Origin of the sequence: Agrobacterium sp. RAC06, from assembly GCF_001713475.1 — a bacterium.
Taxonomy (GTDB): Bacteria; Pseudomonadota; Alphaproteobacteria; order Rhizobiales; family Rhizobiaceae; genus Allorhizobium.
On record NZ_CP016499.1, the window covers coordinates 1705225 to 1720449 of the forward strand.

Here is a 15225-nt window from a genome sequence, read left to right on the forward strand (position 1 = left end):
TCGCCCGCATCATCGGCCATTCTTGCAAGGCAAGGAGATGAGCATGAAGCAAATCTGCAACGTCGAGATCAGACCAGGAGCAGGCTTTCATGCATTAATTCTTCATCAGTTATATCTAATGATTTTCATCGTAGCCGATTGATCCGTCCGGTATGGCTCGCCCGACAGACGAAGGAAGCGAGGTAATCTTGGTGAAGAAAATTCTAGCGGTTGATGATTCGAAAACCATCTTGTCCATGGTCACCCAGACGCTTGAAAACGCAGGCTATGAGACGCTGCAGGCGGAAGATGGCATCCAGGGTCTGGAAGTGCTGGAAGGCAGCGCCCCTGACCTCATCATCACCGACATCAACATGCCAAGGCTTGACGGGTTCGGGTTCATCGAGCGAATTCGCCGCAGCGATCGCTACAGAGCCATCCCCATCCTTGTGCTCACGACGGAAAACGATCCTCAGAAGCGCGAACGCGCCCGCAAAGCCGGCGCCACAGGCTGGATCGTCAAGCCTTTCGAAGCGGCCAAACTTGTCGACGCTGTAGGACGGCTGAGCGCCTGAGCTTCCGATGCCAGCCCCCTTGCAAACCTCATTCTGACGCAACCCTCATCAGGGGACGGAAGCCGGCGTGCAGGGGGATATCACGCTGTCCTCGCCGGCCTGTCTGCCCAATATCAGGCACCCAGTTTCGTGGCAGAGTTGCCAACCGCCCGGTGTTTCTCCAGAGGCGGCGAGGCGTATCTCGGAAAGTGGTGCCAGCGTCGGCGTCCAGCGCCACCAGCCATCTTCAAGCGCCGCCCCCTCGCCCGGCTCCATGCCGGCGCCGGATCCCTTGACGCTTGCCCGCTTCAGCTGCAGCCCGGGAGACGTCACCGCCCACTCTTCACGCCACTCGACCTTCTCGACCGAATGCTCCCAGGAGAGTGAGAAGGTCGTGGTCGGAATTGTCAGAACTGTTGCAGCAAGCGCGACGCAAAGGCTCATGGCGTCTCGGTCCGGGGCGGAGCCGTTCCGACTGGTGCGGGCGCCTTGCCCGGGAACTTCCAGGCCATGAGGGCAAAGAGCAGAACGAGTGCTCCACCGATCTCGTCGGTGACGGGCAGGGCCGCTACCAGGAAGAAGGCGGCGGCAGCCGCGACCAGGCGGTGCAAGATTGGCAGCGGCCGGTTGAGATAGCCGATCACGGCGATACCCCAGAGACCGATCGACAGGCTGGCCTTGATGACGATGTAGAGGACTGCAAGCGGATAGCCGATGGCCTCGGCCAGCGGACCGCCATCCTGCAGCATCAGGGCCGGCGTGTAGACGGCCATGAAGGGAATGACGAAGCCGGCGGCTGCCACCTTCACTGCTTCGAAGGAGATGCGCAGGCCCGATTCCCGGGCAATGGGGGCCGCCGCGAAGCAGGCGAGTGCCACCGGCGGGGTCAGGTCGGCGAGGATGCCGAAGTAGAAGACGAACATGTGGCTGACGATCAGCGGCACGCCGAGTTCGAGCAGTGCGGGGCCGGCGATCGAGGAAGTGATGATGTAATTCGGGATGGTCGGGATGCCCATGCCGAGTAGGATGCAGGTGAGCATGGTGAGGACCAGCGACAGGAAGAGGCTGTGCTGTCCGACCGCGACGACGAACTGGCCAAATGTGTTGGCAGCGCCTGTGAGCGTCATGGTGCCGACGATGATGCCGACCACGGCACAGGCGACGCCGACGGGCAACGCCGTCTTCGCGCCATCCGCCAGGCTGTCAACGCTGAGTTTCAGGGCTTGCCGGCCCCCCTTGACCAGGAAATTCCAGGCAATCAGCACCAGGATGGCGATCAGGACCGCGCGGAAGCCATACTGGAAGAAGGAGGCACCGGCGAGGCCGATGCCGATCCAGAAGATGGTGCGCACAGCCGTGTTCGACATGCCGATGGCAATCGAGCTGCCGAGGATGAGCAGCATGGTGAGCGCGAGGCCTGCGGTGCCCGCGAAAAGTGGCGTGTAGCCGGAGAAGAGGAGCCAGACGAGGGCTGCGAGCGGCAGCAGCAAATACCAGTGCTGGCGGATGGCGGCGAGCGGTGAGGGCAAATCCTTCGGATCCAGACCGCTGAGGCCCCGTTTGCCGGCCTCGAGATGCACCATCCAGAAGACCGAAGCGAAGTAAAGGATGGCCGGGATCAGCGCTGCCTTGACGATCTCGGCATATTCCACACCCAGCGTCTCAGCCATGATGAAGGCAACGGCGCCCATGACAGGCGGCATGATCTGTCCGCCCATGGACGATGTCGCCTCGACGCCGCCGGCAAAGGCAGGGCGGTAGCCGAAGCGCTTCATCAGTGGGATCGTGAACTGGCCGGTGGTGACGACATTGGCGACACCGGAGCCTGAGATGGTGCCCATCAGGCCGGAAGAGATGACCGAGACCTTGGCGGGCCCGCCGCGCTTGTGACCGACGAGGCCGAGGGACACATCGGTGAACAGCTTGATCATCCCGGCCCGCTCCAGGAAGGAGCCGAACAGGATGAAGAGGAAAATATAGGACGACGACACATAGGTCGGCACGCCGTAGATGCCCTCGGTGCCATAGGCCATATGGTCGATGACCTGGGAAAAATCGTAGCCGCGGTGATTGAGCGGCGAAGGCAGATATTCGCCAAACAGGCAGTAGGCGAGGAATAGGCCCGAAATGATCGGCAGCGCCGGACCCATGATCACCCAGGCACCGATGAAGACGGTGGCGATGGCAAGGACCCCGAAATAGAGATCCATGGTGATGAGATCACCAGCGCGCAGGATCAGCGGCTCATATTCGACAAACTGGTAGACGGCGACGGCGACGCCGATCGTCGCGAGCGCCCAGGCGCCTGCGGTGTAGAGCGCGCCCTTGCGCAGATTGGCGGCTACCAGCGGGAAGCCGAGAAGCAGAAGAAAGGCGACATGGGTAGAGCGGACGAGCTGGCTCGGCAGGTCGATCAGATGAGCCGCGGTCGCGATCTGAAAGAGCGAGAAGGCAACGGCGATGCCGTAGAGCAGCTTGCCCTCGGCGGTCGCCGGAAAAAGCTGCTCATGGGTGTTCGGTTCATGCGACAGGGTCTGGTCCGCAGTCGTAGCGCTCATGGGTATCCGTCCGAAGGGTAAGCCAAGGGGCAAAGGACCGGACGGCATATCGGCCGCCCGGTCCCTCAGAGGTTTTCAGAAGCCCGAGGGGCTCACAGCATTCCCTTTTCCTTGTAGTAGCGCTCAGCACCCGGATGCAGCGGGATCGGCATGCCCTTGGTGGCATCTTCCAGCTTGATGTCCTTGGCGGCGTTATGCGCGGCCTGCATCTCCGGCAGGTTCTCGAACAGCTGCTTGGTCATCTCGTAGGCGAGATCGTCGGACACCTCGGAATGGGTCACAAGGAAGTTGACGACGGCGACCGTCGGCACGTCCTCCGTCTGGCCCTCATAGGTACCGGCCGGGATGGTGGCGGCGATATAGGGTGCACCGAGCGAATTGGCGACATCGGCCGGAACGGCAACCAGAGAGACCGGCAGCGAGGTGGACAAGTCCTTGAGCGAGGCGACCCCGAGGCCGGCGGATTGGAGCGTGGCGTCGAGCTGGCGATTCTTGATCAGTTCGACAGACTCCGCAAAGGGCAGATATTCCGTCTTGCCAAGATCTTCGTAGCTCATGCTGGCCGCACCGAGGATGGCGCGGGCGTTGAGTTCCGTGCCGGACTTCGGTGCACCGACGGACAGGCTCTTGCCCTTGAGATCGGCAAGCGAGGTGATGCCAGAATCCTTCGTCGCGACGATCTGAATGAAGTTCGGATAGATGGCAGCAATGCCGCGCAGTTTGTCGAGCGGTGCCTTGAAGCCTGCATCCGCATTGCCTTCCGCTGCCAGCTTGACGCTATCGCCGAGCGAGAAGCCGATCTCGCCCTTGCCCTGCTGCAACAGATTGAGGTTTTCGACCGAAGCCTTGGTGGCCTGCACCTGGGTGCGGACATCCGGGATCTTCTCGCCGTAGATCTTCGACAGGGCGACGCCCAGTGGATAGTAGACGCCCGAGGTTCCACCGGTCAGGACGTTGACGAATTGCTCGGCGCGCGCGCCGGATGTGCCAAATGCGACAGACGCGGCCAGGGCGGCTGCGACCAAGGTGCTAAGTCTCGAAAAATGCATGATTGTCCTCCCAAACAATGTAAGCAATTGCGACATCATGGGCAGGCGAAAGAGGAGCGTCAACCTCGTATTTACCGAAGTTCAGGGATATCCCGGCGGATACTGAAATCTGCGCTCATTCCCGGACTGGAATATGCAGGCCGACCTTGACGTCACGCAGCACGACATTCGTGTGCATCCGGCGGATCTGCGGGTTTTCCGCCATCAATTGCGCGCTGATATCGTCGTAATGCTCGACGTCGCGGGCGGTGATGATGGCGACGAGGTCGACCTGGCCAGTGACGTAATAGACCTGCTGCACATGCTCCTGCTTGTCGGCCCAGGCTCGGAAGCGGGTGAGCGCATCGTAATTGTCGCGTTCGATTTCCATGCCGGTGATGAAGGTCATCGGGAAGCTCGTCGCCTTGCGGTTCACCACGGCGATCTCGGCAGTGATGATGCCCTCGTCACGGAGACGGCGAAGCCTGCGCTGCACGGCGGACGGCGACAGGCCGACCTTGTCGGCGATGGCTTCCGCCTTCAACTGGCAATCCCGCTGCACCACTTCGAGAATGCTGCGGTCGAATTGATCGAGCTTGTCCGGCATGGCTCCCCCTCCTTGCGCGACCTCGTTTTCGCCCCCTTAGCCCATTTCATTCAACTGCGCCATCTTTCCGCATCATTCGACGCCATCGCGCAGGATTTCCCCACATCGCCGCTGAAATGCGCTCGAAATCCGCAGCTTTGGCCTCCTATGGTCTCGCAATTGTCAAACTACCTGGGATCAAGATGACAGGAACCGCCCCGGCCGCGCTCGACGTGCACGACATCCACAAGAGTTTCGCCGGCATCGAGGTTCTCAAGGGCATCTCTGCCACGGCCCAACGCGGGGACGTGATCTCGATCATCGGTTCGTCCGGTTCCGGCAAGAGTACCTTCCTGCGCTGCATCAACCTTTTGGAAGCGCCCGACCGCGGCCGCATCGTGGTGGGAGGCGAAGAGCTGAAACTCAAGCCGTCTCGCAAGGGCAGCCTCGAGGCCGCCGACCGAAAACAGTTGGAGCGGCTGCGCACCGGGCTTGGCATGGTGTTCCAGAGCTTCAATCTCTGGGCTCATCGAACTGTGCTGGAAAACGTCATCGAGGCGCCCGTTCACGTTCTGAAAATGCCGCGCGGCGAAGCGATCGAAAAGGCGCAAGCGCTGCTTGCCAAGGTCGGTCTCTACGACAAGCGCGATGCCTATCCCGCCTTTCTCTCCGGCGGCCAGCAGCAGCGTGCGGCAATTGCCCGCGCGCTCTGCGTCGATCCGGCCGTCATGCTGTTCGACGAGCCGACCTCGGCGCTCGATCCGGAGCTTGTCGGCGAAGTGCTGAAGGTGATCCGGGATCTGGCCGAAGAGGGCCGCACCATGCTCATCGTCACGCATGAGATGAGCTTTGCCCGCGAGGTCTCCAGCCATGTGATGTTCCTCGACAAGGGCCGCGTCGAGGAAGAGGGACCGCCGGACCAGGTTTTCGGCGATCCGAAAAGCGCCCGATGCCGCGAATTCACCCGCAGCCTTGGTGGGCGCGGGACTGCTTGAACACAGATCCAGAACCATCCAACCACTCGGGGAAAACAATGATGAAAATGATCTCCCTTCTGCTCGCCGGTGCAGCCTTTGCCGCAACCGCCGTCACCGCCCAGGCCGAAGTCCGCTTCGGCATCATGAACGAGGCCTATCCGCCCTTCTTCGCCAAGGATGCCTCCGGCACCTGGAAGGGCTGGGAAATCGATCTGATGAACGCCGTCTGCGCGGAAATGAAGGAGACCTGCTCGGTCGTCGACGTCTCCTGGGACGGCCTGATCCCGGCACTGCAGACGAAGAAGTTCGACGTCATCTGGTCGTCGATGTCGATCACCGAGGAGCGGTTGAAGACCATCGACTTCACCGACAAATACTACAACACGCCGAGCAAGCTGATCGGACCGAAGGATGCGACGCCGGGTGCCTCGCCTGAGGCGGTCGACGGGAAAACGATCGGCATTCAGGTCTCGACCGTGCAGTCGGCCTACTATGCGAAGCACTTTGCGGACAAGGCCGAAGAGCAGACCTATCAGACGCTGGACGAGGCCTTCCAGGATCTGTCTGCCGGCCGCATCGACTATGTCTTTGGCGACGCGATCCCGCTTGCCGACTTCTTGAAGACCGATTTCGGCAAGGATTGCTGCGCCGACATGGGCGACGTGGCGGCTGATCCGTCGGTTCTCGGCACCGGCATCGGCGGAGGCCTGCGCAAGGAAGATACCGAACTGAAGGCCAAGCTGAATGCGGCGATCGCCGCGGTCCGCGCCTCCGGCAAGTATGACGAGATCACGAAGGCTTACTTCACCTTCGACGTCTACGGCCAGTAATCGACAGGGATTGCGGACGAGATGGCGACTGGGTCAATGACGGCATGGCAATTGCTGGCGCTTCAGCCTCCGGGCTGGGGCGGCGCGCTGTTGACCGGTGCTGCCACCACCGTCGCCATCTCGGCTTGCGCCTATTCGATCGGCCTCGTCATCGGGCTGTTCGGGGCGCTCGGCAAGCTTTCCGACAACCGCCCGGTGGGACTGATCCTCAAGGCTTACACCTCTGTCATCCGGGCGGTGCCGGAACTGATCCTGATCGTCGGGCTCTATTATGCCGGGACCGATGGCCTCAACCGACTGCTGATGGCCTTCGGCCTGCCGCCGATAGAGGTCAATGGCTTTGTTGCTGCCGTCGCCGTGCTCGGCTTCGTGCAGGGCGCCTATATGACCGAGGTGCTGCGCGGCGCGATCCTGGCGATCCCGACAGGACAGCTCGAGGCGGCGCGGGCCTTCGGCATGTCGCCGCTCTTGCGCTTTCGCCGGGTGACGCTGCCGGCACTGCTTCCCAACGCCCTGCCCGGCATGGCCAATCTTTGGATGTCGGTCACCAAGGACAGCGCGCTGGTCGCCGTCGTCGGCTATCAGGAACTAGCGCTGACGACGCGTCTGGCGGGTGCCAATACCAAGGAATATTTCCTCTTCTTCCTGGCGGCAGCGGTTCTATATCTGGTCATCACGCTTCTCTCCAACCTCGTCTTCCATGGCATCGAGCGCCGCGTGCGCCGGGGCCAGAAGCCGGCGCATTGAAGGGACGTGAGATGAATTTCGAATGGATCGCGAAATACTGGCCGCTGCTGATCGAGGGCGCCTTCCAGACCGTTTCGCTGCTGGTCATCTCGGTCGGCTTCGGCTTTGTGCTGGCGGTGGGGCTCGCCTTTGCACGGGTGAGCGGCGGGCCAGTTATCCGCAATCTCGCGCTCGGTTATTCGACGGTGTTTCGCGGGACACCATTGCTGATCCAGCTCTGGCTCCTTTATTACGGCGTGGGCTCACTGCTGCCGATGGTGCCGGGACTCCGCGAGAGCTTCCTCTGGCCGATCCTGCGCGAAGGCTTCTTCTTCGCCGCCGTCTCCTTCACCCTCAACTTTGCCGCCTATCAGTCGGAAGTGCTGCGCGGTGCGCTCTTGTCCGTGCCGAAGGGGGAGCTTGAAGCAGGACGCTCGCTCGGCATGAGCCCCTTGATGCTGATCCGGCGCATCTGGTTGCCGCGGGCGATCCGCACGGCGCTGCCGACGATTGCCGGCGAGATCGTGCTGCAGCTGAAAGCCACGCCGCTCGCCTTCACCGTCACCGTGATGGATCTCTATGCGGTCGCCTTCAAGGTCCGCCAGGACACGCTTCTCGTCTACGAGCCGCTGCTCGTGGTCACCCTCTTCTACGTCGCGCTGACTGCGCTCATCACCCGCGCCTTTGGGGTGGTCGAGGCGCAGGTGCCGATCCGCCGCTGAGGCGGCCCGAAAGTAAAATGCCATGACGAAAGCCTTCGTGACCCATCCCCTGCCCGCGTCTGCTGGTCCTGAAACCCGGGCGCTCGATGCCGGCCTGGTGATCGATCCGGCGACCGGGGCGATTGCGCCCAATATCTCGATGTCGGTCAACAATGCGCTGATGCCCGGCGATGGTGCCTTTTCCGCCGATGGCGTCGAGGATCTCGCCGATCTTCCCTATCTCTATGCCCGCTGGACGAACCCCACCGTGCGGCAACTGGAACAGCGGCTGGCAGCCCTCGAAGGCGCCGAGGAGGCGCTGGCGACGGCAACCGGCATGGCGGCGATCGCCGGGACGCTGTTCACCTTTCTCAAGGCCGGCGACCATCTCGTCGTCTCGGATGTGTGTTACGCGGGCGCCGTCGAACTGACGCAGCGGGTGCTGCCCGATTTCGGCATCGAGGTCACGCCTGTTAACATGGCGCGGCTCGATCTGGTTGAAGCCGCCATGCGGCCGAACACGCGGCTCGTCCATTGCGAAAGCCCCGTCAATCCGATCCTGCGCATCGTCGATCTCGAAGCGCTGGCGGCCATTGCCCACAGGCATGGGGCGCTGATCTCGGTCGATTCGACCTTTGCGACCCCGGTCGCCACGCGGCCGCTGTCGCTCGGCGTCGATCTCGTCATCCATTCGCTGACCAAGTTCATCAATGGCCATGGCGACGTGCTGGGCGGGGCCGTGATCGGGCGGAAGGAACTGATCGCCCGTATCAGGGGTCGAGCCGGAGTCTATCTCGGGGCGACACTCTCGGCCCAGTCGGCCTGGCTGATCATGCGCGGCATCGACACGCTCTATCCACGCCTGCGCATGGCGTCGGATAGCGCCCTTGCCGTCGCCACCTTCCTGGAAGGGCATCCGCAGGTCGAGCGTGTGATCTACCCGGGCCTAACCTCCCACCCGCAGCATGACCTCGCCAAGCGCCAGATGGATGTGTTCGGCGGCATGATTGCGTTTCGCACGCGCGAGCCGAAAGCCGCCGCAGAGCGGTTGGCGACGCGACTGCGTGTTGCCCACTATGCCTTTTCGCTCGGTCACCAGCGCAGCCTCGTGGTGCTGCTCGATACCGAGGAAATGATGACCTCCACCTTCCGCCTCACCGGCGAGGCCCTCACCGATTACCGCGCCTATGCTGGCGACGGGCTCTTCCGCCTGTCGATCGGCCTCGAGACCACAGGCGACATCATCGCCGATCTCGATCAGGCGCTTATCCCTTGACCGTATCTGACGGAGACCTTTCCATGGCTGACACACTGATCCTCGACGGCGGCATGAGCCGCGAACTGCTTCGCCTCGGGGCGGAGCTGAAACAGCCGGAATGGTCGGCGCTGGCGCTGATGAACAGCCCCGAGATCGTGCGCCAAGTGCATGAGGAGTTCATTGCCGCAGGCGCCGATGTCGTCACCACCAATTCCTATGCGCTGGTGCCCTTTCATATCGGCGAAGAGCGGTTCCGCAAGGACGGTCCGGCCCTGATCGCATTGGCGGGTCAACTGGCAAGGGAGGCGGCCGACGGCGCTTGCCGCAAGGTCGTGGTCGCCGGCTCACTGCCGCCGATCTTTGGCTCCTATGAACCAGAGAATTTCGATCCCTCGACGGTGCAGGATTACCTGAAGGTGCTGGTCGAGAACCTTGCCCCTCATGTGGATGTCTGGCTCGGGGAAACGCTCAGCCTGATTGCCGAGGGCGAGGCCGTGCGCAAGGCTATCCAGGCGCAGCCGAAACCGTTCTGGATCTCCTTTACGCTGGGCGACGATGCCGCCCAGATCGCGGGTGGCGAGCCGAAGCTGCGCTCGGGCGAGACCGTGCAGGCGGCAGCGGAATGGGCCGCAGACTCGGGTGCCTCGGCGCTGCTGTTCAACTGTGCAAAGCCCGAAGTGATGAGACGCGCGGTCGAGACGGCGGCAGCGGTTTTTGCCGAAAAGGGTTCGACGCTCAAGATCGGCGTCTACGCCAATGCCTTCGAAAGCGACACCGACGACAAGGCCGCCAATGAGGGGCTGCATGATACCCGTGGTGATCTGACCGGCGACGTCTATTCCCGTTTCGCCTGCGACTGGGCAGACGCGGGTGCGACCATGATCGGCGGCTGCTGCGGGATCGGGGCGGAGCATATTCACAGGGTCGCAGGGGCGCTCAGAGCGAAGGGCTGATTGCCCTTCAGCGCCACGCTCAACAGGCGGCGCTCCAATTGTGGCATTCCTGTGTTTTTTTCTCGGCGGCGCTCTTGAACTCCTGATGGCAGGCCCCATTTGAGCATCTGCGGACCGGGCCCCTCTGACGACGGATTACCCTCGTGATGTCGGACCGCATCGAGCACGCTCGATGCCATGCCCGGACCGGACCTCTGTTCAGCGAGACCGTGCGCGCATTGCATCGAGCCCGGTCAATGCAACAGAGGTCATACAATTGGAACTCCTGCTCATTCTGTTTCTCGGCAAGCCACTCTGGATGTGGTTGCTGTTCATCCTGCTGGTCGTAGCACTTCTTGCCTTCGACCTTGGCGTCCTCAACAAGAAGGACCATGAAATCGGCATCGCCGAAAGTTTGAAGCTTTCGGCCATGTACATCACGCTGGGCGTGCTCTTCTCCGGCTTCATCTACTGGCAGATGGATACGACCGCGACCGCGCAGTATCTGACCGCCTTTGTGGTCGAAAAGACGCTGGCGATGGACAATATCTTCGTCATCGCGCTGATCTTTAGCTTCTTCGCCATCCCGCGCGAATATCAGCACCGCGTGCTGTTCTGGGGCATTCTCGGGGTCATCGTGCTGCGCGGCATCATGATCGGGCTAGGTGCGACGATCGTCGACCAGTATCATTGGGTTCTCTACTTCTTCGCCGGCTTCCTGATCCTGACGGGCGTCAAGATGCTGTTCGTCGCCGACAAGGAGCACAAGATCGAGGACAATGCCCTGATCCGCTTCCTCAAGCGCCGGATGAACGTGACGGAAGAGATCGACGGCCACAACTTCATCGTCAAAAAGCCGGACCCGGTGACGGGCAAGATCAAGCGTTTTGCCACGCCGCTTCTGCTGGCGCTCGTCATGATCGAGATCGCGGACCTGGTGTTCGCCGTCGACTCCGTACCGGCCGTCTTCACGATCACGACCGATCCGTACATCGTCTACACGTCGAACATCTTCGCGATCCTGGGTCTGCGCGCCCTCTATTTCGCGCTGGATGCCATCCTGCACCGCTTCGCCTATCTGAAGTATGCCCTGTCGGTGCTGCTGATGTTCATCGGCTCGAAGATCTTCATCGCCTGGGGCATGGGCTGGGAGAAGTTTCCGCCGGAGTGGTCGCTCGGCATCACCTTCCTCATCCTCGGCGTGGGCGTCGGCTATTCCCTGTGGAAGACCGGTCCTTCGAAGGCCGTGGAAGCCAAGAGCCCGGCCGAGTAAGCCTGAGGTTTCCAGACACCGAACGACGAATGGCCCCGCAAGGGGCCATTCTGATGTCTGGGGGATCGTTTGTCTTCAGAGGCTGGCGGCCATGCAAAAGGCGGCGGATGCACAATCCGCCGCCTTTTGTCTGCAAATCGACATGTCGGCCCGGGGACGCCTCCCGATGACTGCTTACGCGCCGTCGAGCGGCTCGACGGCGGTCGGCTTGCCGGCGCGGTCGAGACGGATCTTTTCGATGCGGTTTTCGGCCGCGGACAAGAGCTGCTCGCAATGCTTCTTCAGAAGCTCGCCGCGCTCGTAGATGGCGATGGATTCGTCAAGCGCCACGTCGCCGCGTTCCAGGCGCGCCACGATGCTTTCGAGCTCGGCCACGGCCTTTTCGAAGGAATAGCCGGTGAGATCGGCGGTTACGGCGTCGGACATACTCAACCCTTCATCAGTCTTAAGATGTGCAGGCCCGCCGATTCGGCGAGGCCTTCGAGATCATAGCCGCCTTCGAGCAGGCTGACGACCCGGTTATGGGCGAAACGGTCGGCGACTTCCAGGAGCCTTCCCGTCGCCCAGTCGAAATCCTCGCCGACCAGATTGATCTGTGCCAGGGGATCGCGATGATGGGCGTCGAAGCCGGCGGAGATCAGGATGAAGTCGGGGGAAAAGTCGTTAAGCGCCGGCAGAACGCGGCTCTTGAAGGCTTCGCGGAAATGATCGGAGCCGACATTGGGCGAGAGCGGCGCATTGACGATGTTGCGATGCTTGCCCGTCTCGTCCTTGGCGCCACTGTAGGGATAGAGCGGCATCTGGTGTGTCGAGCAGAACAGAACCGACGGATCGTCCCAGAAGATGTCCTGGGTGCCGTTGCCGTGGTGAACGTCCCAATCGACGATCGCGACGCGCTCCACGCCATAGGTCTTCTGCACATGGCGGGCGGCGATCGCGACCGTGTTGAACAGGCAGAAGCCCATGGCCTTCGACTTTTCGGCATGGTGGCCCGGTGGGCGACCGGCGACGAAGGCGTTGTCGGCCTTGCCGGTCATCACGTCATCGACCGCTGACATCGCCCCGCCGATGGCGGTCAGCGCCACCTGCAGGCTCTTTTGCGAGGCATAGGTGTCGGCTTCGAGCTGGTTGATCTCGCCTTCCTCCTCGGGGATCTGTCGCATGACAGCGAAGAGATGCTCCTCCGGATGGGCGAGTGTCACAGCATCCTCATTGGCCTGAACAGCGTTGATCCGCTCCAGACGGGCGAAGTTCGGGTGTTCGAGCGCGATGTTGAGCGAACGCAGCCGATCGGCCCGTTCGGGGTGGCCTTCCGGCGTGTTGTGTTCAAGGAAGATCGGGTTCTCATAGAGACGGGTGGCCATGGGCATCCTTCCGGGGTTGCGCAGAAGATAATGCGGCCGCCTGTCATCTTCCACCTCATATCCGGGTTTTACCCAGTCCATGCGGGGCAGCATGCCGGTGTCTGCCGCTCTGAGCGCTTGTGAAGCCAGCCCCTATGCCGTTAGATGCCGCTAACACATGAAAACACCAGGGGAACTGCATGGACGAGACGGAACGGGTGGAGGTGAGCGCGCTGGTTGTCGCCTATCGCGACATTGCTCCGACCGGTGAAATGCAGGCTGCCGCCTATGTCATCCATGCCGAAGAGGCGGTGCGCCACTTCTGGCGCTATCGCCCACCGCTCGAAGACGAGCCGCATTACAGCCCGACCAAGTTCGAGGTCCGCCTGCATCAGCCGCTCAGAGCAGAGGATCAGGTGCGCATGACCGTGCAGGTCGACAAGATCGGCGGCAAATCTGTCGGGTTTGAAGTCGCGATGGAGAAGGACGGACAGACCGTCGCCGAGGTCGACATCACCTGGACTGCCCGGGAGCCGGAGACGGGCGAACCAATCGCCCTGCCCGAAGACATCCGCGACTGGCTCTATCGTTACGTGCCCTGAGCAGGGATCAGGCTGGCGGGTATGTTACTCAGGCAGCAGCGCTCTGTCGGCCGCGCAGATGCGAACCAGTTGCTGCTGCCGCAGAGCCCGGCTCGCGCCGGGCGCTACGGCGATTGAGCTTGAAAATGTCGACCAGCGTCTTCATCTTGCCGGCGCCGAGTGCCATGATGTCGCTTGCCGCAGTGATACTCGACACCAGACCAGCATTCTGTTGCGTCGCCTGATCGAGCTGGTTCACCGCATTGTTGATCTCGCTCAGGCTGGATGCCTGCTCATTGGCACCCGTGGCGATGGCATCGACATTGGTGTTGATCTCGTTGACGAATTTCTCAATGCGCTCAAGCGAAGCGCCGGTGGCATTAACCAGCCGAACCCCTTCGGAGACCTCGTTCGTCGAGTTGAGAATGAGGGCGGATATCTCGCGCGCCGCCGCGGCCGAGCGCTGTGCCAGTTCGCGAACTTCCTGGGCCACAACGGCGAAGCCCTTGCCGGCATCGCCGGCACGGGCGGCTTCTACACCGGCATTCAGAGCAAGAAGATTGGTCTGGAAGGCGATCTGGTCGATTACGTCGATGATACTGCCGATCTCTTTAGAGGCATTTTCGATACGACCGATTGCCTCGACGGTGGAGCGCACCACCTCTACAGACTGACCAGTTGCCGCACGCGCCTCCTTGACGATCTCGCGCGTGTCGCGGGCCCTTACCGAGGCCTCCTTCACCGTGGCTGTAATCTGTTCCAAAGCGGCGGATGCCTGTTCGAGTGCCGCTGCCTGTTGCTCTGTACGGCGTCCAAGCGACTCGGCGTCACCCTTCAGGCTCTCGCTGTTTTCCGTCAGTGAACCGGTTTCACCAAGCACGCTTTCCAGTGTTTTCTGGAACTCCTCGATTGCCTTGTTGAAGTCATTGCGGAGCCGTTCGAATTCCGGAATGAAGGGATCGTCGATCGTGATGCGAATGTTGCATTCGGAGAGACGGGCGAGACCGGCTGCGATGGCATCCACCGCCTGGACACGCCCCGTCACGTCGATGGCAAACTTCACCACCTTGAAGACCCGGCCGTCCTCGTCGAAGATCGGGTTGTAGGATGCCTGGATGTAGAGCTTGCTGCCGTCTTTGCGAATGCGGGTGAACTCGCTCGACTTGAACTCGCCGGCGCGCAGATCCTTCCAGAAAGCATGATATTCGGGCGACCGGGCGTACTCGCCCTCACAAAATATCGCATGGTGCTTGCCCATGATCTCTTCCAGCTTGTACCCGATGGCAGAGAGGAAATTCGGGTTGGCGGTCAGGATCTGTCCGTCCGGCGTGAACTCGATTGTCGCCTGAGCGCGGGAGATAGCGTTCAGTTTGCCGCTGTTTTCCAGTTCTGCCCGCTTCCGCTCGGTGATGTCTGTGGCAAACTTGACGACCTTGTAGGGCTTTCCGCCGCGCATGATCGGATTGTAGGAGGCCTCGATCCAGATCTCTCGGCCGCCCTTGCCGAAACGCTTGTACTGAGCACTGAAGAACTCGCCACGGGAAAGGCGGCTCCAAAATGTCTTGTATTCCGGCGAATTCGCATAGTCTTGCCCGACAAACATGCTGTGATGCTTGCCCACGATTTCTGCCAGTTCATAGCCGACTGTCAGGCAAAAATTCCGATTTGCGCTGAGAATAGTGCCAGTCAGATCAAATTCGATCACGGCCTGTGATCGATCAAGGGCATTGAGAATTGACCTGGATTCATTGCCGAAGAAAGGGAGAAGAGACATGGTTGCACCTCTGCATAACAATTCACTCAGAGTTTAATTCACCCTTCCTATATAAATACTTACTAAAATTTACGATTTATTTTAATCGATCGATGCGTCTATGGTTGTTGAGATCGAGACTTGGC

General features: G+C 61.4%; 16 protein-coding genes. 9 read left to right on the top strand and 7 right to left on the bottom strand.

Annotation, left to right across the window (positions count from 1 at the left end; genetic code table 11):
* Positions 1-188 precede the first annotated feature (188 nt).
* Entirely contained in the window at positions 189-554 is a 366-nt protein-coding gene (locus BSY240_RS08340; protein ID WP_054148914.1) for a response regulator, read from the top strand.
* A 48-nt stretch (positions 555-602) separates the two neighbouring features.
* Here the strand turns inward: BSY240_RS08340 and BSY240_RS08345 are convergent, their stop codons facing one another.
* The 4 genes from BSY240_RS08345 to BSY240_RS08360 form a co-directional block, all read right to left on the bottom strand.
* Positions 603-977: a DUF1850 domain-containing protein gene (locus BSY240_RS08345; RefSeq protein ID WP_069041983.1), complete on the bottom strand. Its 375-nt coding sequence runs from the start codon at positions 975-977 to the stop codon at positions 603-605.
* Positions 974-3091, bottom strand: coding sequence for a TRAP transporter permease (locus tag BSY240_RS08350; protein WP_069041984.1), 2118 nt, complete (start codon positions 3089-3091; stop codon positions 974-976). The genes BSY240_RS08345 and BSY240_RS08350 overlap by 4 nt, the downstream gene beginning before the upstream one ends.
* Positions 3092-3183: 92 nt before the next feature.
* On the bottom strand, positions 3184-4140 hold the full coding sequence (locus BSY240_RS08355; protein WP_054148911.1) for a TAXI family TRAP transporter solute-binding subunit: 957 nt from the start codon (positions 4138-4140) through the stop codon (positions 3184-3186).
* Positions 4141-4255: 115 nt separating this feature from the next.
* A complete protein-coding gene (locus BSY240_RS08360; protein WP_054148910.1) occupies positions 4256-4726 on the bottom strand; it encodes an Lrp/AsnC family transcriptional regulator in 471 nt (156 codons plus the stop codon).
* 182 nt (positions 4727-4908) lie between these two features.
* On the opposite strand from BSY240_RS08360, the gene BSY240_RS08365 reads away from it, so the two are divergent.
* The 7 genes from BSY240_RS08365 (at position 4909) to BSY240_RS08395 (ending at position 11402) form a co-directional block, all read left to right on the top strand.
* Positions 4909-5700, top strand: a complete 792-nt coding sequence (locus BSY240_RS08365; RefSeq protein WP_069043904.1) for an ABC transporter ATP-binding protein — start codon at positions 4909-4911, stop codon at positions 5698-5700.
* Between the two features lie 41 nt (positions 5701-5741).
* Complete coding sequence (locus BSY240_RS08370; RefSeq protein ID WP_069041985.1) at positions 5742-6512, top strand: transporter substrate-binding domain-containing protein; 771 nt, start codon at positions 5742-5744, stop codon at positions 6510-6512.
* Between the two features lie 21 nt (positions 6513-6533).
* Positions 6534-7259 carry an ABC transporter permease gene (locus BSY240_RS08375; protein WP_069041986.1) on the top strand — a complete coding sequence of 242 codons (726 nt, stop codon included), beginning with the start codon at positions 6534-6536 and terminating at the stop codon, positions 7257-7259.
* An 11-nt stretch (positions 7260-7270) separates the two neighbouring features.
* Entirely contained in the window at positions 7271-7960 is a 690-nt protein-coding gene (locus BSY240_RS08380; protein ID WP_069041987.1) for an ABC transporter permease, read from the top strand.
* Positions 7961-7982: 22 nt separating this feature from the next.
* Positions 7983-9215 carry a trans-sulfuration enzyme family protein gene (locus tag BSY240_RS08385; protein WP_069041988.1) on the top strand — a complete coding sequence of 411 codons (1233 nt, stop codon included), beginning with the start codon at positions 7983-7985 and terminating at the stop codon, positions 9213-9215.
* Between the two features lie 23 nt (positions 9216-9238).
* On the top strand, positions 9239-10150 hold the full coding sequence (locus tag BSY240_RS08390) for a homocysteine S-methyltransferase family protein (protein WP_069041989.1): 912 nt from the start codon (positions 9239-9241) through the stop codon (positions 10148-10150).
* A 250-nt stretch (positions 10151-10400) separates the two neighbouring features.
* Positions 10401-11402: a TerC family protein gene (locus BSY240_RS08395; protein ID WP_371418467.1), complete on the top strand. Its 1002-nt coding sequence runs from the start codon at positions 10401-10403 to the stop codon at positions 11400-11402.
* Between the two features lie 174 nt (positions 11403-11576).
* Here the strand turns inward: BSY240_RS08395 and BSY240_RS08400 are convergent, their stop codons facing one another.
* Entirely contained in the window at positions 11577-11828 is a 252-nt protein-coding gene (locus BSY240_RS08400) for an exodeoxyribonuclease VII small subunit (RefSeq protein WP_054148903.1), read from the bottom strand.
* Positions 11829-11830: 2 nt separating this feature from the next.
* Entirely contained in the window at positions 11831-12766 is a 936-nt protein-coding gene (locus tag BSY240_RS08405) for a histone deacetylase family protein (RefSeq protein WP_054148902.1), read from the bottom strand.
* 179 nt (positions 12767-12945) lie between these two features.
* On the opposite strand from BSY240_RS08405, the gene BSY240_RS08410 reads away from it, so the two are divergent.
* Positions 12946-13347, top strand: coding sequence for an acyl-CoA thioesterase (locus tag BSY240_RS08410; RefSeq protein WP_054148901.1), 402 nt, complete (start codon positions 12946-12948; stop codon positions 13345-13347).
* A 28-nt stretch (positions 13348-13375) separates the two neighbouring features.
* On the opposite strand, the gene BSY240_RS08415 is transcribed toward BSY240_RS08410, so the two are convergent.
* Entirely contained in the window at positions 13376-15100 is a 1725-nt protein-coding gene (locus BSY240_RS08415) for a methyl-accepting chemotaxis protein (RefSeq protein ID WP_054148900.1), read from the bottom strand.
* Positions 15101-15225 lie beyond the last annotated feature (125 nt).